Origin of the sequence: Phaeobacter italicus (genome assembly GCF_001258055.1) — a bacterium.
GTDB classification, from domain to species: domain Bacteria; phylum Pseudomonadota; class Alphaproteobacteria; order Rhodobacterales; family Rhodobacteraceae; genus Phaeobacter; species Phaeobacter italicus.
The window spans coordinates 227,814-246,381 of sequence record NZ_CVRM01000011.1 but is presented as its reverse complement, the minus strand read 5'-3'; the positions used below and the strand labels follow the sequence as shown (position 1 = coordinate 246,381).

Here is an 18,568-nt window from a genome sequence, read left to right as displayed (position 1 = left end):
TCAGGTCCCGCAGAAAGTCGCGGTGACGATCTCACTTTCCGCTGGCGGGCGACGCAGATCCTCGGCGCCGTCCTGCACGGTGTAAGGGTCCGCCAGAACCGTATTGAGCCGCTCAAATGGCGCCATTTCACCGGCCACCGCCGCTTCGATCATGGCCTCGATCCGGTGATTGCGCGGGATGTAAACAGGGTTGGCCGCCGCCATCACCGCCGCCGGATCCGCCTCCTGCTCCAGTCGCGCGCGCCAGCCGCTCACCCAGCTATCAAAGGCCTCTGGCTCCAGAAACTCATCCCGCGCCGGTCCGCCATCTGGCGACACAGTATCCACCAGGGCCCGGAACGTATTGGTAAAATCCGCCTGCCCCGCAGCCATGCGCTGCATCAGATCGGTGATCAGCCCCATATCCTCGCGGGTTGCCTCGGCAATGCCGATCTTGGCGCCAAAGCGGCGCAACCAGGCGGCCTCTGTCAGCGCGGGCATCGCGTGCACGATCTCGGTTGCCTCCTCCACCATCGCCTGCGGATCCTCCGCCTGCTGGATCAACGCGGTCGCCAGCTGCGCCAGGTTCCAGACCGCAATATCGGGCTGGTTGGAATAGGCATAGCGCCCCATGCGGTCGATTGAGCTGAACACCGTGCTGGGATGGTAGACATCCATAAAGGCGCATGGCCCGTAGTCGATCGTCTCGCCGGAAATGGACGAGTTATCGGTATTCATCACCCCGTGAATGAACCCCACCGACATCCAGGCCGCGATCAGCTCTGACTGGCGATCACGCACCGCCCGCAGCAACCCCATCGGACCCTCTGCCTCTGGATAGTGGCGCTGGATCGCGTAGTCCGTCAGCTGGCGCAGCGCCGCCGTCTCACCGCGCGCGGCAAAGATCTGGAACGTCCCGACCCGCAAGTGGCTGGAGGCCACCCGCGTCAGCACCGCGCCCGGCAGCCCGCCCTGTTCGCGCCAGACCAGCTCTCCCGTTGTCACCGCTGCCAGCGCGCGGGTAGTCGGAATGCCAAGCGCATGCATCGCCTCGCTCACCACATATTCCCGCAGGACCGGCCCAAGCCAGGCCCGCCCGTCGCCGCCGCGCGAATAGGGCGTGCGCCCCGATCCCTTCAGCTGGATATCGCGACGCGCGCCGTCAGCGCCAACCGTCTCTCCCAGCAGGATCGCGCGCCCATCGCCAAGCTGCGGATTGTAGTTGCCAAACTGATGCCCGGCATAAAGCTGCGCCAGGGGCGCGGCCCCCTCCGGCACACGATTGCCCGCAAAGACCTCTGCCAGCTCGGCCTGCTCGCCTGCGGTGATGCCCAGCTCCTCCCCAAGCGCAGCGTTATAGGCCAGCAGCTCAGGTGCCTTGACCGGCACAGGGGCCTGTTTCGTGTAGAACACCGGCGGCAGCGCGGCATATGTATTGTCAAAGGGGATATGCAATGTCATGGCCCAAACATATGCGGCAGATACCAAATTGCCAGAGCCAACAGACAAAACGGAGCCCGGACATGACCGCTGACGAGATCATCGCCAAGCTGAACCTCCAGCCGCACCCCGAAGGGGGCTATTATCGCCAGACATGGATTGCCGAAAACGCCGATCGCCACAATGGCCGCGCCACCGGCACCTGCATCTACTTTCTGCTGAAGGCCGGCGAAAGCAGCCATTGGCACAGGGTCGATGCCACCGAGATCTGGCTTTATCACGCAGGCGCGCCGCTGGTGCTGTCCCTCTCTGCCAGCGACGCGGGGCCGGCGCAGGATCACCTCCTGTCCCCCGACCTGACAAAGGGAGAGCCCCAGTTGATTGTGCCGGAAGGCCACTGGCAGGCGGCCCGCACAACAGGGGATTACACGCTGGTCAGCTGCACAGTGTCACCCGGATTTCAGTTCGAAGGCTTTGAACTGGCCGCACCCGGTTTTGATATCCCCCGCGCCTGACCCCGGATTTTTCCCCCGGACATTTGCCAAGAAACTCAGACGTTTCCTGTCCCGGGCTCAGCTCCCCGGCTCAGTCCGACGTTCCCGGCACGCTCACCACGCCGCCGCCCACGCAGGCGCGCACGCCGGTGGTGCCGGGACAGGACGTCGGCAGACCCCGCGCCACCCGCACCGCCAGATGGGCAAAAGCCTGCGCCTCCAGCATGTCACCGTCCAGTCCGACGCTTTCAATCGGGGCGACCGGGCAATCCAGTGACACGCGCAGCATCTCCATCAGCACCGGATTATGGCGCCCGCCACCCGTAACCAGCACCACCTCCGGCGCCTCGGGGCAATGTTCCATTCCCTGCGCCACAGCGGCGGCGCACATGCCCGTTAGCGTGGCGGTGGCGTCGCGGTCGCTCAGCTCGGACACAAGGTCGATCATCTCAGAAAAGTCGTTTCGGTCCAGAGATTTGGGCGGCATCCGGGCAAAATAGGGCTCGGCCAGAAACAACTCCAACGCCCCCGTCTCCACCTCACCGCCAAGCGCGATCCGGCCACCCTCGTCCATCGGCTGGCCACAGCGCGCCTGCACCAGATCATTGATCGGCGCATTGGCAGGCCCGGTATCAAACGCAAGCAGCGCGCCGGGCTCTTCAGGCGCATCAAAACGCGGATCGACATAGGTGATATTGCCAACCCCGCCGAGGTTCAGGAAACACAGGGGCTTGTCCCGCTTCAGGTATTTGGCGCAGGCAAAGTGGAAAAACGGCGCCAGCGGCGCCCCCTCTCCGCCCAGGCGCACATCGTCACTGCGGAAATCCCAGACCACGGGCACACCCAACGTCTGCGCAAGCGCCGCACCATCGCCCACCTGCAACGTCCCCTGCTGCCGTGGCGCATGGGCCAGGGTCTGGCCGTGAAAGCCAATCACATCCACAGGCGCGCTGCGCGACGGATCCACGCCCGCCTCTGCATCGGCCAGATCTGCATCGGCCTGTTCCGCCAGAAAGCGTTTCAGCAGATCCGCATGGGCGCGCGTCACGATCTCACCCGCCGCGTCCACCTGCGGGCCATGCCACTGCCCCAGCGCCGAGGCCAGCTGCGCGCGTTCAACCGGCTCATAGGCATGATAGCAGCTGGCTCCGAATCCGTGGATCGACACACCATCAGTGACCACGATGGCCGCATCCACCCCATCCAGCGAGGTGCCGCTCATCGTGCCAAGAGCCCGCAGAGGGCCGGTTTTCGCAATGGCTCGGTTTGAGGTTCTGGACATGCTGTTCTTGCCTGCTCGCATTGCGACCGGTTTCACGGATCGCGGTTTCATCGCATCATTGGAAAGCGACACGGGGGACAAATGACCAGGAGATCCCCCCGCCAGCGCAACCCCGTCGCCACACCCTAAAGATACCGCAGGGATTTTCTGCCGCAAAGCGGTTCAGACTGCTTTCCCCCGCGCAAATTGCGTTTTATACAGCACCGCGCAATTTAGAAAGCCGAGGCACGTCATGACCTACCACCCGAAATCGGACTTCATCTCTGTAATGATGGAACGCGGCTATCTGGCCGACTGCACCGATTATCAGGGCCTGGACGAGGCACTGATGACCCCCGGCCAGTCCGCCTACATCGGCTTTGACGCCACCGCGACCTCGCTGCATGTCGGCTCGCTCATCCAGATCATGATGCTGCGCTGGTTCCAGAAAACCGGTCACAAACCGATCACCCTGATGGGCGGCGGCACCACCAAGGTCGGGGATCCCTCCTTCCGCGCGGACGAACGCCCGCTGCTGACCGACGATCAGATCGATTCCAATATTGCAGGCATCAAGAAAGTTTTTGCCGCCTATATCGACTACGACACAGGCGCCGAAAACTCTGCCATGATGCTCAACAACGCAGAATGGCTGGATGATCTGAACTACCTCACCTTCCTGCGCGACATCGGCCGCCACTTCTCGGTGAACCGGATGCTGTCGTTTGAAAGCGTGAAATCGCGTCTGGACCGCGAACAGTCCCTGTCGTTCCTGGAATTCAACTACATGATTCTCCAGGCCTACGACTTCCTTGAACTGAACCGTCGCTATGGCTGTGTGCTGCAGATGGGCGGGTCGGACCAATGGGGCAATATCGTCAACGGCATCGACCTGACGCGCCGAGTTCTGGACCACGAAATCTATGGCCTCACCTCGCCGCTTCTGACCACGTCGGATGGCAAGAAGATGGGCAAGTCCCAGAACGGGGCGATCTGGCTCAACTCCGACATGCTGTCGCCCTATGAATTCTGGCAGTTCTGGCGCAACACCACCGACGCAGACGTGGGCCGCTTCCTCAAGCTGTACACCGAGCTGCCGGTGGATGAATGCAACCGCCTTGGCGCGCTCGAAGGCTCTGAGGTGAACGCCGCCAAGGTGATCCTCGCCAATGAGGTCACAGCCCTTCTGCACGGCCGCGCCGCTGCCGAAGCCGCAGAGGCCACAGCCCGCGAAGTCTTTGAAAAAGGCGGCGTTGGCGACGACCTGCCGACCCTGTCGCTGTCCTCTGCAGATCTGGGCGATGGTATTTCCATCGTGCAGCTGATCGTGAAATCGGGTCTTGCGAAATCCGGCAAGGACGCCAAGCGCCTGATCGCCGAGAATGGCGCCAAGATCGATGACAAACCGCTGACAGATGCGGGCCTCATGATCGACGCTGCCGCGCTCGCCTCCCCGATCAAACTGTCTGCGGGCAAAAAACGCCACGCACTGGTGCAGCTGGACGGCTAAGGCCGCTGTCGCCCTCAGACACACACAACACTCGGATCAGGGGGCCAGCGGCCCCCTTTTTCATGGGCATATCCCCGGTAGACCCCCGCAGGTTCCCGCTCAAATCAGCAGCAGATCAACCAAAAGCAGGACCAGCCCAACCGGAACGGACAGCGCAACAGCCAGCAGAAAAGCGGCGGATCGTGTCATTCGGGCACCGGGTGCATGTTGCTTCAAAATTTTATTCGCATTTTTCATATCTCCATTAACCATCATTTAGGTTTCCCTGCGGTTAATGGCGCCATGTTCGATTTTATGCCTGCTGATGTCATGCCCCGCCCAATTCTGCGCGACGAGACCATCTCCGCGCTGCCCCAAACCCCGGAATTCGCCCGCGCCCTTGCTGCCACCGGCAAGGAGCCGATGGTGCTCAGCCAGCTGAAGGACACCGTCGTGATGCGCCGCAAGCTGCTGGGCCGTATCGACGTGGCCATGGTAAACCGCGCCCGCATCGACAAACCGCTGCGCCTGATCGAACAAATCAGCGAACAGGGCCTGCACCGCACCCCGGTGATCCTGTCGCCAGAAACCCCCACACCCGCGCTCGCCCGCCACGGTGCCGTTCCGCTGGTCAGCCCCGCGTATGTCGGTCTTGTCGATCTGACCGGTGACCACGACCAGCGCCGCGCACGGCTGCATCAGAAATGGCGCAACCGTCTGGTCCATGCAGAACGCCAAGGCCTGCGCGTCACCCGCCAGTCGCTGCCGCAAACCCCGGCGCATTGGCTGTTTGCTGCGGATGCCGCACAACAGGCCCGCCGTGGCTATCGCAGCTGGCCTGTCGACCTGACCCTCGCCTATGCCCGTGAAAACAAGGGCATGGCCAAGGTTTTTGAAGCCCATGAAGGCAAGGATATCGTCGCAGGCATTCTTGTTCTGCGCCACGGACGCGGTGCGACCTATCACATCGCCCACACCACCGAGCGCGGCAAGGCGCTGTCGGCACATAACCTGTTGATGTGGGAAGCAATGAACTGGCTGGCCAAACAGGGCTGCGAACAGCTGGATCTTGGCGTCATCAACACCGAAGACGCCCCCGGACTTGCCCGGTTCAAACTGGGCAGCGGCGCCCGCCTGCATCAGCTGGGCGGAACATGGGCCTATTGGGCCCCGATGGGGCGCCTGCTCCGCCCCATCGCCGCGCTGGACAAACGCCTGATGAGCACGGGCATCTCCGGCTACTGCTGATCCAAGGGACCGATGGCGCCAATGGCGCAGCGGAACTCTCTCTGGACACTGCCGAGGGGACGTGATTATCTGAACACACGTTCAGATACTGATGTTCTCATGCATTGATCCTTGGGAGGGGACAGCCTCATGAAATTGTCGCAAACCGCCGCCGTCATCACCGGCGGCGCGTCGGGCCTCGGAGAGGCCACAGCCCGCCACTTTGCCGCCAATGGCGCACAGGTCACACTGCTGGACCGCGATGTGGACCGCGGGCAGGCCGTTGCCGCAGAAATCGGCGGGCATTTTGCCGAAACCGACGTCACCAGCGAGGATTCGGTGGCCGCTGCCATTGCTCTGGCCAGCGAGAAGATGGGCAAGATCAATGCCTGTGTGAACTGTGCAGGCATCGCGCTTGGCATCAAAACCGTTGGCCGCGATGGCGCCCATCCGCTTGATGCCTATCAGCGCACCATCGACATCAACCTCGTCGGCACCTTCAATGTCGCCCGTCTCGCAGCCGTGGAAATCGCCAAATGCGAGGCAGAGGCAGATGGCGGTCGTGGTGTGATCATCAACACAGCTTCAATTGCCGCCTTTGACGGACAAAAGGGCCAAGCCGCCTATGCGGCCTCCAAAGGGGGTGTTGTGGGCATGTGCCTGCCGATGGCGCGCGATTTGGCGTCTTCGGGCGTGCGGGTCATGACCATCGCTCCGGGGATCTTCATGACGCCGATGCTCGCAGGCCTGCCCGAAGAGGTGCAACAACAGCTGGCCGCCGATGTGCCCAACCCCGCCCGCCTTGGCGATCCTGCCGAATACGGCCGGCTTGCGGGCTTCATCGTGGAGATGGGTTATCTCAACGGCGAGGTGATCCGCCTTGATGGCGCATTGCGGATGCGCTGAGCCATCACCAGCCGCAAAACATAGCGTGCGGAGCCGGGCAGATTGTTAACCCTTTCTGCCCCGCCCCCAAATGGCGCAGGCTGCGCTACAAAATCCGGTAGAACGCGGCCCCGCGCCACAAGATACCCTGTCGACCCGTTGCGTGCGCCGCGTTAACCGCCGCGCAACATATTGCGGCAGGGTTTCGTTATTTATCAGCTATTTACGGCACGTTCTTTGACCCAATGTTTCGCGTGCGAAACATTGGGTCAGACAGGTTTACCCTTATCCGCCCTCAGCCAGCGGCTTTATCTTCCAGCTCCAGCCACTCTTCCTCGGCAGCCGACAGCTTTTCCTGACGCTCCACAAGGGCTTCGGTGGCTTTCTTGAACTTGACCGGCTCGCGCGTGAACAGCTCGGGATCCGCCATCAGCTCCTGCAACTTGGCGATCTCTGCCTCCAGGCGTTCAATCTCGCCCGGCAGCGCCTCAAGCCGGTGCTTTTCCTTAAAGCTCAAACCCTCTTTCGGGGCCTGCTCCTGCTTGGGTTTGGGCTTGGCCGTTTTGACCTTTTCAGCCTTTTCAGCCGCCCCCGCCACAGGGCCACGTTGCGAGAGATAATCGCTCCACCCGCCCGCATAGGCCGTGGCGCGCCCGCCCCCTTCCATGGCGATTGTGGTGGTCGCAACCCGGTCGAGAAAATCCCGGTCGTGGCTCACCAAGAGAACGGTGCCGTCGTAGTTGTCCAACAGCTCCTGCAACAGATCGAGCGTTTCAACGTCCAGATCGTTTGTCGGTTCATCAAGCACCAGGAGGTTCGAGGACCGCGCCATCAGCCGCGCCAGCAATAGCCGCGCCTTTTCGCCCCCCGACAGCGATCGCACCGGCGCGCGCGCCTGCGCCTCGTCAAACAGGAACTCCTTGAGGTAGCCCACCACATGTTTGGGCTGGCCCCGCACCATCACCTGATCGGCCTTGCCGGAAATCCCCAGCAAAGGATCAGAGGTCAGGTTTTCCCACAGGCTCGCATCGCCATCCAGCTGGTCGCGGGTCTGGTCAAACAGGGCGATTTCCAGATTGGTTCCCAGCTGCACGCTGCCCGTATCCGGCTGCTCCATCCCCAACAGCATCTTCAACAGCGTGGTCTTGCCCGCGCCATTTGGTCCGACAAAGGCCACGCGGTCGCCGCGCTGCACCTTGATCGAAAAGTCCCGCACGATGGGTTTGTCACCAAACGCCTTGGAGAGCCCCTCCGCCTCGATCACCTTGCGGCCGGACTTCGGACCGGACTCCAGTGCCAGTTCCGCTGTCCCCTGCCGTTTGATCTGGCTGGCGCGCTCTGCCTTCAGATCCTGCAGCGCGCGCACCCGGCCCATATTGCGTTTGCGACGGGCAGAGATGCCTTCGACAGCCCAGCGACTTTCGGATTTGATCAGGCGGTTCAGCTTGTGGCGCTGCTGGTCTTCCTCGTCCCAGATCTTGTCGCGCCAGGCCTCGAAATCCTCAAACCCCTTGTCCTGCCGGCGCACCTGTCCCCGATCCACCCAAAGCGTCGCACGGGTCAGGGCCCGCAGAAACGCCCGGTCGTGCGAGATCAGCACAAAGGCCGCGCGGGTGGATTTCAGCTCGTCTTCAAGCCAGGTGATCGCCTCGATATCCAGGTGGTTGGTCGGCTCGTCCAAGAGCATCAGATCCGGCGCCTCGGCCATCAGCTTGGCCAGGGCCGCACGGCGACGTTCCCCCCCTGATGCGGTTTCTACCGGGCGGGCGGGGTCAAACTTCAGCCCCTCGCCTGCGCGCTCCACCTTGTACAGCTCGCCCGGCTCCAGCCCGCTGGCGGCAAAATCCCCCAATGTGGCGAACCCCTCCATCTTGGGATCCTGCTCCATGTAGCCCACGGATTTTCCCGGCGGGATGACAATGCTGCCCTGATCGGCTTCGACCAGACCGGCCATCACCTTCATCAGGGTGGATTTGCCCGATCCATTGCGCCCGACCAAAGCGACCCGGTCGCCAGGTTGCACCACCAGATCAAGATCCGCGAACACCGGATCGCCCCCAAACGTGAGGGAAATGCCGGACATCTGTAAGAGAGGAATACGTGCCATGAAAGCCAGCTAAACCGGCAAGGGCAGCGCGTCAAGAATGGCTCAGCCCGTGGCGCTGACCGCACGCAGCAGACGCTTGCGATTGTCGGGGATGGCGGCGATATCGACCGCGGTAAAGATATGCAGGGTATTGAGCGCGCGGTCCACCACCAGATGGTCGCCAACCCAGCCCCCCATCATCAGATAGGTCCGCAAAAGGGCGGGCATCTGCAGCGCCGCCAGTTTGGGATCGGGGGTTGGCGGAAGGTCAAGATCGCACAGCATCCGCCGCTCTGCCGTCTGCGGGCTGACGACCTGCCCGCCGGGTGGCTGATGGCGCAGGGACAGTTGCGCCAATGCATGGGCATAGGGGCCTGGATCAACGCCTGCAAAGGAACTGCACCCAAGAAGCAGTCCAATCCCTTCTTCGTCCACAAGCTGTGTCAGCGCGCCCCAGGCCAGTCGCAAAATATCGGCGTCCCGCCAGTCTGGATGGATGCAAAAGCGGCCCAGCTCCATCACCGGGCCCTCTCCCAGGGGCAGGCGGCTCAGATCGTAGTGGGTGCCGGTATAGCTGCGCAGCAGCGCCGTGCGATCGCGCAGAAGGCTCAGCCGACAACAGCTGACCAGCTGGCCTGTCTCTGCCTCCTCTACCAGAAGATGCAGGCAGGTGGCGTCAAACGCATCCGCGTCCCGCTGGGCGAGCCCAAAGCAAAGCGCCCGCAGATCCTGCGCGCGCGCCAGATCCTCGCCCGCAGTGGCAGGGATCAGGCGCAGCCGGTAGCGCCCGCGCGCCAGCAGCTGACGCCCCTGTGGGGATGGCAGGGAGGCAGACAGGGAATATTCGGGCTTTGATCGGGTCATGGTGGCGCTGGTCTGGCTCTGACACATAAATCCACAGAAAACCGCAACCCATCACGCCGTGGCGCGGGCAGCGGGGTCTTCTGCAGCTAGCACAGAGCGCATGTCAGGCAAATGACGGGGGATGGCAGGCCGATTTATTCGACCAGACCACCGGGGCCAAAGTTGCCAAGGCTGCCCAGAAGCTGACGCAGGAATGTTTTGTCCTGAATGTTGGAGCTGGTCACGCGGCGCTGCAGCGGAATCACCTTGCCCTGCTCCAGACCATAGCGTTCGATGCCCGACACCACGCCCTGCTGGTTGAAGGTCACCGCCACCAATTCGCGCGAGACCGGCTTGAGCGCGGACGGCCCGCGGCGGCGCATCAGGGTAGAGACGTAATAGTAGCCGCCATCGCTCAGCACGCCCTCTGCGGCGGGAACGCCGATGGTTTCGGCCACTGTATCCTTGGTGTCGACACCCACCACAACCTCGGCCAGCTGTTCCTCTGTCGGGACATAGCCGTGTTTGCGATACATCGGCGCACAAGCCGTAACGGCGAAGCCGGCAACAAGGAAGACCGTGACCTTTGCCGCTGCCTTCAGCGACCGTGCGTGTTTGGATACCATAACTACTCTCATGCCCCCCGGCTTGAATACGCCTTGCAACCGGATTACCTAAACCCAGCCTCCGGTTCAAGAAACGAAAGTCCCCCAAATGTCTGAGAGCACCGCTTTTCGCGTCGCTGACCTGCCCCAGAACCGCCCGACCCGGTTTGAACTCCGCCCTGATGCCCCCGCAATGGCGGCCCTCGCACAGGAGCTAGGGCTGAACGAATTGCGCAAGCTGCGCTTTGCCGGCGAGATCCGCGCAATGGGCAAACGCGACTGGGAAGTCGTGGCCGAACTGGGGGCCACAGTGGTGCAGGATTGCGTTGTCACGCTTGATCCGGTCACCACCCGCATCGACCAGAAACTGCGCCGCAGCTTTATCGCGGGCATGGAATATGCCGAAAGCGAAGAAGAGGTAGAGATGCCCGAGGACGACAGCAGCGAACCTCTGGGCAGTCACATTGACGTGCAGGAGATCATGGAAGAGGCGCTGGCGCTGTTTGTGCCGCAATACCCCCGCAAGGACGGTGCCGTTCTGGGAGAATCGGTCCACGCTGAACCGGGCGTTGCGCCGATGCGGGACGAAGACACCCGCCCCTTTGCCGGGCTTGCCGCCCTGCGCGACCAGCTTGACGGCGGGCGTGAAGACTGAAAAGAGAGCGGGAAGTCGATTCCGACGAGCCAACCCGGCGGGTTCGGACAAAAAACCGCTTGCGCAGACGATAATTCCCAGTATTTTCGCGCGCTCATCGGAATTTTGGTTGGACATCGGCTTAGCCTGGGCCTAAACGCTCGGCAGACCGATCGAAACACAAACGAAACGCGCCGCGGGAACAGCCCCAAGGCCCCAAGTTACAAAGGTTGAGACATGGCTGTCCAACAGAACAAAGTATCCAAGTCGCGCCGCAACAACCGCCGCGCGCACGATGCACTGGTTGCTGCAAACCCGAACGAATGCTCCAACTGCGGTGAGCTGCGTCGTCCCCACCACGTTTGCCCCTCCTGCGGCCACTACGACGACAAAGAGATCGTTGCAGCAGCCAACGAGATCGACATGGACGAAGACGCAGCCTAAGCTGCGTCTGAATCAGAGTTATGTCAGGCAGGCTTTTTCATGGCGGGTAATGCCCATCAAAATCAGAAGAATGCCGGCCGCATAATCATCTCGGTTGACGCCATGGGCGGAGATGCCGGCCCCGCGGTTGTGGTGGCCGGTATTGCCATGTCTGCGGACAAGAATCCGGACATCGGGTTCATCCTGCATGGCCCGGAAGACGAGCTGAAAGCGCTGGTTGCCAAGAAACGCGTCCTGGATGGGCGGGTTGAATTCCGGGACGCCCGGGATGTGGTGACCATGCATGACAAGCCAAGCCAGGTGATGCGCAACGGCAAGGGCACGTCCATGTGGTCGGCCCTTGATAGCGTGAAGCAGGGCGAAGCGGCGGGCGCCGTGTCCTGCGGCAACACCGGCGCGCTGATGGCGCTGTCCATGCTGCGGCTGCGCAAGCTGCCTGGCGTCAATCGCCCGGCCATTGCGATTCTGTGGCCGTCTCTCAATCCGCAGGGCTTTAACGTCATGCTGGATGTGGGGGCCGATGTGCGCGCCGACGCGCAGGATTTGCTGCAATATGCCCTGATGGGCACCTCCTATGTTCGCAACTCAATGGATATTGCCCGCCCCCGCGTCGGTCTGCTGAATGTCGGCACCGAAGAGCACAAGGGCAATGCCGAACTGAAAGAAGCCCACGGGCTGATCGCGTCCTATGCTGAGGATGCGAGTTTTGATTTCGTGGGTTTCGTCGAAGGCAGTGACATTCCCGGTGATGTGGCCGATGTGATCGTCACCGACGGCTTTACCGGCAATGTCGCGATCAAGACAGGCGAAGGCACCGCAAGCCTGATGCGCACTGCATTGCGGGATGCGTTTTCCTATTCGATCCTGTCCAAATTCGCGGCCCTTCTGGCGATGACCTCGCTCAAGCGGCTGTCCAAGCGGCTTGACCCCCGCCGTGTCAACGGTGGTGTGTTCCTCGGCCTGAATGGCACCGTGGTCAAATCCCATGGCGGCGCCGATGCAACCGGCGTCTCTGCCGCGGTCAAACTGGCCTTTCGCCTGGCGCAGCAGGGCTTTGCAGAAAAACTCGCGGCACGGGTTGCATCCTCCGTTGCGCTTACCCAAGATGACGTAGCGCAAACGTCCGACACAGCAGCGGACAAGGCGACCACCAAAAAAGACTTATAAAGGCAGGCAGCAGAATGACGCGACGCGCAGTTATTGCCGGGATCGGGCACTACCTCCCAGAACGCATTGTTGAGAACGCGGAATTCGAAGCCACGCTAGACACCTCCGATGAATGGATTCGCAGCCGCTCCGGGATCGAGCGCCGCCATTTCGCTGCGGAAGGTGAAACCACATCGAACATGGCCACCAAGGCCGCGCAAAACGCGCTGGCCGACGCAGGCATGACCGCAGATGACATCGACGCCATCGTCGTGGCCACATCGACCGCTGATCTGACCTTTCCCTCTGCTGCGACCATGGTGCAGGCGCAATTGGGCATGACCAAGGGCTTTGCCTTTGATGTGCAGGCGGTCTGTGCAGGCTTTGTTTATGCGCTCAGCAATGCCAACGCGCTGGTTGCATCCGGTCAGGCAGACAAGGTTCTGGTGATCGGGGCGGAAACCTTTAGCAAGATCATGGACTGGACCGACCGCTCTACCTGCGTGTTGTTTGGCGATGGCGCAGGCGCGCTGGTGCTCGAGGCCCAAGAGGGCGCAGGCACCAGTGATGATCGCGGCATCCTCGCAACCGACCTGAACTCTGACGGGCGGTTCAAGGATCTTCTGTACGTCGATGGCGGCGTATCGACCCAGAACACAGGTCATCTGCGTATGCAGGGCAATCAGGTGTTCCGCCACGCTGTCGAGAAACTGGCCTCAACCGCCCATACCTCGCTGGAACGGGCAGGTCTGGGCGCCGATGATGTCGACTGGATCGTGCCCCATCAGGCCAACATCCGCATCATTCAGGGCACCGCCAAGAAAATGGGCCTGCCGATGGACAAGGTGGTTGTCACCGTCCAGGACCACGGCAATACCTCGGCGGCGTCAATTCCGCTGGCGCTGTCCGTGGGCAAGGCACGGGGCCAGATCAAACAGGGCGATCTGATCGTGACCGAAGCCATCGGCGGCGGTCTTGCCTGGGGGTCTGTGGTTCTGCGCTGGTAAGCGCCAGAGCACGAAATCGGGGTTAGCGCCCCACTCATCCTTTGATTGTGATTTGACGGTTGGATCAGGCGATCCAGCGCCGTGATGCAATTCATTGATATTGACAGCTAAATTCCCCACGCCATATGGTTTACCAAACAATGGGGATAGTCATGGGCGAAAAAACACTTACACGTATGGATCTGAGCGAAGCCGTCTTCCGTGAGGTTGGACTGTCGCGAAACGAGAGCGCACAGCTGGTAGAGAGCATGCTGCAACACATGTCCGACGCACTGGTGCGCGGCGAGCAGGTCAAGATTTCCTCTTTCGGAACCTTCAGCGTACGTGATAAATCAGCCCGTGTCGGACGTAACCCGAAGACCGGCGAAGAGGTGCCTATTCAGCCTCGTCGTGTTCTCACCTTTCGGCCCTCGCATTTGATGAAGGACCGGGTGGCTGACGGCAACCGTAAGTAACGGTCTGAAACCACAGGACAATATTTCCAATGTCAAAATCACCGGACGCCTTCCGCACCATTAGTGAAGTCGCGGAATGGCTGGGGATCCAGGCGCATGTTCTGCGTTTCTGGGAAAGCAAGTTCACCCAGATCAAACCGGTGAAGCGTGCAGGCGGGCGACGGTATTATCGGCCCGCTGACGTGGACCTCTTGGGCAGCATCAAGGTGCTGCTGCACGATCAGGGCATGGCGATCAAGGACGTGCAGGCGCTGCTGCGCGAACATGGTGCGGCGCATGTTGCCTCTCTCGCAGATCCGGATGCCCCGTCCGCTGCACAGGGTAGTGCGGCTGCATCGGATGTTGAGCCGATCGAGAATGCGTCAGCTGATCCAGTCCAAGGTGATGTGATCGAGGCAACAGTTGAGGCTACATTCGAGCCTGTTGAACCAGCCGCAGCGCCCGCCCCCACGCCCCCTGCCCCTGCGGCGCCCCCCGGCGCTTGGGCAGAGCCCGCATCCCCCGCCCCGGCAACCGCTGCGCCAACTCCTGCTCCTGCTCCTGCTCCTGCTCCTCAGGTGATGCCCCCGGCCGCTGAGGCGCCGCAATCCGCGCCAACTCCGGTGCAGGCAGATCCGGCCCAGCCAGTTCAAACCCAGCCAGTCCAGACTCAGCCAGTCCAAACCCAACCGGTACAGCCCCAACCGGTACAGACCCAGCCGCAGATGCAGGCGCAGCCACAGGTGCAACCCACAGTGCAGCCCCCGGCGGCCCCTCCTGCAGCTGCAAGTGATGCGGCAGAGCAGGCCCAGCCAACAGCAACACCAACACCAACGCCCGCTGCTCCGACCTATGCCGCCCCGGTCCAAGATGGCGTGACGCAGGCCGCTGCGGGTGCCTCACCCCCAGCCGCGCCCGGCCCCGCGCCGATTGTTCCGACGGCTTCTCCTTCTGTTTCTGTGGATCCGGTGCAGGCAGCGGTGTCCGAGACCGGAGACATCCACCCGCCAGAGCCGCAGAGCGAAACCGCATTGCCGCAGACCAGCTTTGGCGCGGCGGCGGGCTCGTCTGCTGCGGTGCCTGCTTATGACAGCGCACCGACCGCGCCGCAGCCTGCGCAAAGCACCCTGTTTGGCGAGAGCACCGAGGCGCCCGCGCCCTCCCCCGCAGCACCCGTTTCTGCTGCGCCTTCCACCGCTGTACCCGTGTCTGCTGCACCCAGCTCTGCTGAACCTGTTGCCGCGCCGCCTGCGCAACCGGCCACGTCTGAGGGTGCGGGCGAACATTTGCAGCCCGATCTCTTGGGGGACCTGCCGCAGATCAACGAGCCTGCCGAGTTGATCGAAGCCGCAGATAGCCCGCCCTCGGATCTGCCCCCCGTGGCTGAGGTGGACAGGCTGGCCCCTGCGCCCGAGGACGTGGAGGCCGCAGCGGTCGAGGCCCCGTCTGCGCCGCAGAGCCCCTTGCCACAGGATACCGCCCCGGCGACGCCCTTTGCCGATGCGGCAGATGAGCCCCCGGCCCCCAATGTCACGGATGCGCCCACCTTTGCGGCGGACATGCCTGCGCAGACTGCCCCGCAGGAGGCCCCGCAGGAGGCCCCGGCCACAGATATCTTTGCGGCTGAGACCGCAGTGGATGCGCCCGCTGACCTGACTGAGCCGGCGCAACCTGTTGATGAGGTTTCAGATTTCACACAAGCACCGGCTATGGATCCCGATCTGGGTGCCAATCCGGCTGAGGTGGAGATTGATCTGGCGGATCGCACAGACGCGCCGGTTTTTGACGCAGAGGCCGACCTGGACGACAACCCGCTTGCCGTTGCGGGCGCGTTGGATCAGGAACCGGCAGATGTTGCGCCGCTGGATGTGGCCGAAGCCCCCGCAGCCGCGCTGGTTGACGATCTGGGCGATGATCTTGGCGGCCATGCGGACCCCCTTGCCGAACCGCTTGCCGAAACAGAAGACCTGCCGGATCTCGCGGCCCTTGATGGGGTGGACGTGGACCAAGCGCTTCACGACGCGCCCTATGAAAGCGAAGAGCCGACGCCCGAGGATGCGCCGCTTGATATGTTTGACGCGCCGCAGGAGCAAGAAGCGGAGTTCGCGGCCGACATGGAAGCGGCAGCCGAGCCAATGGCAGCTGAGGACAGCGCATTGGATGACAGCGCGGCAGAATACCTGCTTGCTGTTGATCCGGTCGAAACGGTGGGGGCAGAGACAGAGACTGTTGCCCCGGATGATGCGCTGCACGATGCCGCGCAGGATCTGACCGCCCCGATGGAGCAGTTGGCAGAGATCAGCCAGCCCATCGCAGGTGCAGAGGATGCGGGCAGTCTGGCAGAGGAGCCCGCACAGGAGCTGGAGCTGGAGCTGGAGCTGGGCGATAGCGCAGATGTGGCGTCTGACGCGGTTGCGTTCGAACTTGACCTGACAGAGGCAGGCGCTGACCAGCAAGACGCGGAGGCAGAGACCCAAGCGCCCGTTGTGACGCCCGCGTCCGAGGACGTGGCCGAGGTCGAGGCACCGGTGGAGGAGATCCCGAAAGAAGACATGTCCGTGGATATGGCAACAGAGTCTGCGGGCGCATCTGATAATGCCCCCCTGTCCGATGAAGTGTCCATCGATCTGACTGACGATCTACAGGGCGATCTGCCAGACGATCTGCAGGACGACATGTCAGCGCCTCTCGCAGATGAGGGTGTGGCAGCTGAGGCCGAGACGGTTGAGGTTGCGGTGGACGCGGCTGAGACTGACGCGGGTGATCCCCTCGCAGACGGGCTGGGCGCAGAGCTGGTGGCAGAACCTGGGTCAGACGCGCTGGCGGATATGGCACCGCTGTCTGAGCCGGTGTCAGACGCAGAACCTGAGGCCATCGCGGAAGACCCTGCCCCGCAAGAGCATACACTGGAATCGACCGTCGCGGACGACGCGGTGGAGGAGTCGACGGATTCGCAGGGCGATCAATCCCAGGCCCAGCCGCTGCGGGCGCGTGTGGTGATTGTGCCGGACCTTCGCGACGGTGTGCCGGAACCGCGCGCAGCCGTGCTGAGCCATCTGGCCGGTCTGGAGCGCGTGCCTGCCCATCTGCAGGACGAGATTGCCGATTGCCTGCGCGCATTGCGCGGCTGATCCCAACAGCGCGCGGGTGCTGCCCAGAAACTTGCAGATGTGGCGAAAAAATTTGGGTTTTTCGCTTGCCACTGCCGGAAAAAAGGGTAGAAACCAGCTCAACGGGCTATAGCGCAGCCTGGTAGCGCGTCCGTCTGGGGGACGGAAGGTCGCAGGTTCGAGTCCTGCTAGCCCGACCAAAATACCCCGCCCTCGCAAGGGGCTAAAAAACGCCCGCCCCTTTCTGGGGTGGGTGTTTTTGTATCTGCCTTTCGTGCAAGGTGTTGATAATTAAGCGTTGGGAGGATGGGATGACATCTGAGGGACAGACGAGCAGCGGCCTGACACAGGGCGTGCTGTCGGACCGGCAAATCCGGCAGATGATCACCGAGTGCGCGATTGGCGCCTCTTCCCCGATCCTGAACGATCAGATCCAACCTGCGAGCCTTGATTTGCGGCTGAGCGACTGCGCCTACCGGGTGCGAGCCTCCTTTCTGCCGGGCCGCGGGCGCACTGTGGCAGAGCGGCTGGAAGATCTGACCATGCATAAGGTGGCCCTGACAGGGGGCGCTGTGCTGGAAAAAGGCTGCGTTTATGTCGTGCCGTTGATGGAACGGATCCGCCTGCCCCAAGGCATGACCGCTGCAGCCAGCGCCAAATCCTCGATCGGGCGGCTGGATGTGATGACACGGGTGATCACCGACCAGGGGGTCGAGTTCGACCGGGTGCCGGATGGCTATGACGGCCCGCTTTATGCCGAGATCTGCCCGCAGAGTTTCTCTGTCGTGGTGCAGCCCGGACAGCTGCTGACGCAGATCATCTTTCGTCAGGGGCGCACCTTTCTCAGCGATGCGGATTTGCGCGCCGTTCACGATGAGACCCCGATCGTCTCGGGCACGCCGGTGATTTCGGACGGTCTTGGCTTCTCTGTCGATCTGCGCCCCGAAAGCGGCGATCTGGTGGGCTATCGAGCAAAGCACCACACCGGCGTCGTCGATCTTTCCCGGCTGGGGCACTATGATCCGGCGGAATACTGGGAAGAGGTGCGCACAACCAAGGGGCAGATCATTCTGGACCCCGGTGCGTTCTACATTCTGATGAGCCGTGAAGCGATAGCGATCCCGCCGCTTTATGCCGCGGAGATGGCGCCCTATCTCGCCATGGTGGGAGAGTTCCGAGTGCACTATGCGGGGTTCTTCGATCCCGGATTTGGCTATGCGGCTGCTGGCGGTGCCGGGTCGCGCGGAGTTCTGGAAGTGCGCTGCCACGATGCGCCCTTTGTGCTGGAGCATGGGCAGATCGTCGGGCGTCTGGTTTACGAGCGGATGTCAGAGATGCCACAGCAGCTATATGGCGCAGAGATTGCATCCAACTATCAGGGTCAGGGGCTGAAGCTGTCGAAGCACTTTCGCAGCTAAGCGGTCCTGACAGCTGACAGCACACCCGGGACAATCTACTGAGATAGGCTACTGAGACAGCCGACT

The 18,568-nt window shown here is 62.4% G+C and carries 17 protein-coding genes and 1 tRNA gene; 12 read left to right on the top strand and 6 right to left on the bottom strand.

Annotated elements, in window-relative coordinates:
- Positions 1-1,440, bottom strand: a complete 1,440-nt coding sequence (locus tag NIT7645_RS04450) for a protein adenylyltransferase SelO (protein ID WP_037302472.1) — start codon at positions 1,438-1,440, stop codon at positions 1-3.
- 62 nt (positions 1,441-1,502) lie between these two features.
- Here NIT7645_RS04450 and NIT7645_RS04445 point away from each other — a divergent pair, with 62 nt between their 5' ends.
- Positions 1,503-1,934, top strand: a complete 432-nt coding sequence (locus NIT7645_RS04445; protein ID WP_008560750.1) for a cupin domain-containing protein — start codon at positions 1,503-1,505, stop codon at positions 1,932-1,934.
- 70 nt (positions 1,935-2,004) lie between these two features.
- Here the strand turns inward: NIT7645_RS04445 and NIT7645_RS04440 are convergent, their stop codons facing one another.
- Positions 2,005-3,195, bottom strand: coding sequence for an anhydro-N-acetylmuramic acid kinase (locus NIT7645_RS04440; protein WP_037302877.1), 1,191 nt, complete (start codon positions 3,193-3,195; stop codon positions 2,005-2,007).
- Between the two features lie 232 nt (positions 3,196-3,427).
- Here NIT7645_RS04440 and tyrS point away from each other — a divergent pair, with 232 nt between their 5' ends.
- Positions 3,428-4,684: a tyrosine--tRNA ligase gene (tyrS, locus tag NIT7645_RS04435; RefSeq protein ID WP_008559444.1), complete on the top strand. Its 1,257-nt coding sequence runs from the start codon at positions 3,428-3,430 to the stop codon at positions 4,682-4,684.
- Positions 4,685-4,783: 99 nt separating this feature from the next.
- Here the strand turns inward: tyrS and NIT7645_RS19485 are convergent, their stop codons facing one another.
- Positions 4,784-4,939: a hypothetical protein gene (locus NIT7645_RS19485; RefSeq protein ID WP_159420180.1), complete on the bottom strand. Its 156-nt coding sequence runs from the start codon at positions 4,937-4,939 to the stop codon at positions 4,784-4,786.
- A 27-nt stretch (positions 4,940-4,966) separates the two neighbouring features.
- On the opposite strand from NIT7645_RS19485, the gene NIT7645_RS04430 reads away from it, so the two are divergent.
- Positions 4,967-5,911, top strand: coding sequence for a GNAT family N-acetyltransferase (locus NIT7645_RS04430; protein ID WP_008560468.1), 945 nt, complete (start codon positions 4,967-4,969; stop codon positions 5,909-5,911).
- A 129-nt stretch (positions 5,912-6,040) separates the two neighbouring features.
- Positions 6,041-6,796, top strand: a complete 756-nt coding sequence (locus NIT7645_RS04425) for an SDR family NAD(P)-dependent oxidoreductase (RefSeq protein ID WP_008561310.1) — start codon at positions 6,041-6,043, stop codon at positions 6,794-6,796.
- Between the two features lie 274 nt (positions 6,797-7,070).
- On the opposite strand, the gene NIT7645_RS04420 is transcribed toward NIT7645_RS04425, so the two are convergent.
- From NIT7645_RS04420 to NIT7645_RS04410, 3 genes are all read right to left on the bottom strand, one after another.
- Complete coding sequence (locus NIT7645_RS04420) at positions 7,071-8,882, bottom strand: ABC-F family ATP-binding cassette domain-containing protein (protein WP_074964217.1); 1,812 nt, start codon at positions 8,880-8,882, stop codon at positions 7,071-7,073.
- 42 nt (positions 8,883-8,924) lie between these two features.
- On the bottom strand, positions 8,925-9,725 hold the full coding sequence (locus tag NIT7645_RS04415) for a GNAT family N-acetyltransferase (RefSeq protein ID WP_110732319.1): 801 nt from the start codon (positions 9,723-9,725) through the stop codon (positions 8,925-8,927).
- A 134-nt stretch (positions 9,726-9,859) separates the two neighbouring features.
- A complete protein-coding gene (locus tag NIT7645_RS04410; protein ID WP_008561981.1) occupies positions 9,860-10,330 on the bottom strand; it encodes an outer membrane protein assembly factor BamE in 471 nt (156 codons plus the stop codon).
- Between the two features lie 88 nt (positions 10,331-10,418).
- Between NIT7645_RS04410 and NIT7645_RS04405 the strand changes: the two genes are divergently transcribed.
- The 8 genes from NIT7645_RS04405 to NIT7645_RS04370 all read left to right on the top strand — a co-directional run bounded on the left by NIT7645_RS04405 (position 10,419) and on the right by NIT7645_RS04370 (position 18,502).
- On the top strand, positions 10,419-10,964 hold the full coding sequence (locus tag NIT7645_RS04405) for a YceD family protein (RefSeq protein ID WP_008563079.1): 546 nt from the start codon (positions 10,419-10,421) through the stop codon (positions 10,962-10,964).
- A 216-nt stretch (positions 10,965-11,180) separates the two neighbouring features.
- Complete coding sequence (rpmF, locus tag NIT7645_RS04400; protein WP_008561999.1) at positions 11,181-11,387, top strand: 50S ribosomal protein L32; 207 nt, start codon at positions 11,181-11,183, stop codon at positions 11,385-11,387.
- Between the two features lie 39 nt (positions 11,388-11,426).
- The gene (gene plsX, locus NIT7645_RS04395; protein ID WP_037302473.1) at positions 11,427-12,554 is read left to right on the top strand and encodes a phosphate acyltransferase PlsX; all 1,128 of its coding nucleotides are present in this window, start codon (positions 11,427-11,429) and stop codon (positions 12,552-12,554) included.
- A 14-nt stretch (positions 12,555-12,568) separates the two neighbouring features.
- A complete protein-coding gene (locus NIT7645_RS04390) occupies positions 12,569-13,540 on the top strand; it encodes a beta-ketoacyl-ACP synthase III (RefSeq protein ID WP_008563073.1) in 972 nt (323 codons plus the stop codon).
- 152 nt (positions 13,541-13,692) lie between these two features.
- Positions 13,693-13,995, top strand: a complete 303-nt coding sequence (gene ihfA / locus NIT7645_RS04385; RefSeq protein WP_008207184.1) for an integration host factor subunit alpha — start codon at positions 13,693-13,695, stop codon at positions 13,993-13,995.
- Positions 13,996-14,024: 29 nt separating this feature from the next.
- Positions 14,025-17,105 (top strand): MerR family transcriptional regulator, encoded by a 3,081-nt coding sequence (locus NIT7645_RS19595; RefSeq protein ID WP_050686221.1) that lies wholly within the window; start codon positions 14,025-14,027, stop codon positions 17,103-17,105.
- A 102-nt stretch (positions 17,106-17,207) separates the two neighbouring features.
- Positions 17,208-17,284 (top strand) — tRNA-Pro (locus NIT7645_RS04375).
- 111 nt (positions 17,285-17,395) lie between these two features.
- Positions 17,396-18,502, top strand: coding sequence for a 2'-deoxycytidine 5'-triphosphate deaminase (locus NIT7645_RS04370; RefSeq protein WP_037302474.1), 1,107 nt, complete (start codon positions 17,396-17,398; stop codon positions 18,500-18,502).
- The last annotated feature ends 66 nt before the right edge of the window (positions 18,503-18,568 follow it).

Bases quoted from the DNA above. Each gene is read 5' to 3' on its own strand.
- NIT7645_RS04450 (WP_037302472.1), bottom strand. From the start codon at position 1,440: ATGACATTGCATATCCCCTTTGACAATACATATGCCGCGCTGCCGCCG.
- NIT7645_RS04445 (WP_008560750.1), top strand. From the start codon at position 1,503: ATGACCGCTGACGAGATCATCGCCAAGCTGAACCTCCAGCCGCACCCC.
- NIT7645_RS04440 (WP_037302877.1), bottom strand. From the start codon at position 3,195: ATGTCCAGAACCTCAAACCGAGCCATTGCGAAAACCGGCCCTCTGCGG.
- tyrS (WP_008559444.1), top strand. From the start codon at position 3,428: ATGACCTACCACCCGAAATCGGACTTCATCTCTGTAATGATGGAACGC.
- NIT7645_RS19485 (WP_159420180.1), bottom strand. From the start codon at position 4,939: ATGATGGTTAATGGAGATATGAAAAATGCGAATAAAATTTTGAAGCAA.
- NIT7645_RS04430 (WP_008560468.1), top strand. From the start codon at position 4,967: ATGTTCGATTTTATGCCTGCTGATGTCATGCCCCGCCCAATTCTGCGC.
- NIT7645_RS04425 (WP_008561310.1), top strand. From the start codon at position 6,041: ATGAAATTGTCGCAAACCGCCGCCGTCATCACCGGCGGCGCGTCGGGC.
- NIT7645_RS04420 (WP_074964217.1), bottom strand. From the start codon at position 8,882: ATGGCACGTATTCCTCTCTTACAGATGTCCGGCATTTCCCTCACGTTT.
- NIT7645_RS04415 (WP_110732319.1), bottom strand. From the start codon at position 9,725: ATGACCCGATCAAAGCCCGAATATTCCCTGTCTGCCTCCCTGCCATCC.
- NIT7645_RS04410 (WP_008561981.1), bottom strand. From the start codon at position 10,330: ATGGTATCCAAACACGCACGGTCGCTGAAGGCAGCGGCAAAGGTCACG.
- NIT7645_RS04405 (WP_008563079.1), top strand. From the start codon at position 10,419: ATGTCTGAGAGCACCGCTTTTCGCGTCGCTGACCTGCCCCAGAACCGC.
- rpmF (WP_008561999.1), top strand. From the start codon at position 11,181: ATGGCTGTCCAACAGAACAAAGTATCCAAGTCGCGCCGCAACAACCGC.
- plsX (WP_037302473.1), top strand. From the start codon at position 11,427: ATGGCGGGTAATGCCCATCAAAATCAGAAGAATGCCGGCCGCATAATC.
- NIT7645_RS04390 (WP_008563073.1), top strand. From the start codon at position 12,569: ATGACGCGACGCGCAGTTATTGCCGGGATCGGGCACTACCTCCCAGAA.
- ihfA (WP_008207184.1), top strand. From the start codon at position 13,693: ATGGGCGAAAAAACACTTACACGTATGGATCTGAGCGAAGCCGTCTTC.
- NIT7645_RS19595 (WP_050686221.1), top strand. From the start codon at position 14,025: ATGTCAAAATCACCGGACGCCTTCCGCACCATTAGTGAAGTCGCGGAA.
- NIT7645_RS04370 (WP_037302474.1), top strand. From the start codon at position 17,396: ATGACATCTGAGGGACAGACGAGCAGCGGCCTGACACAGGGCGTGCTG.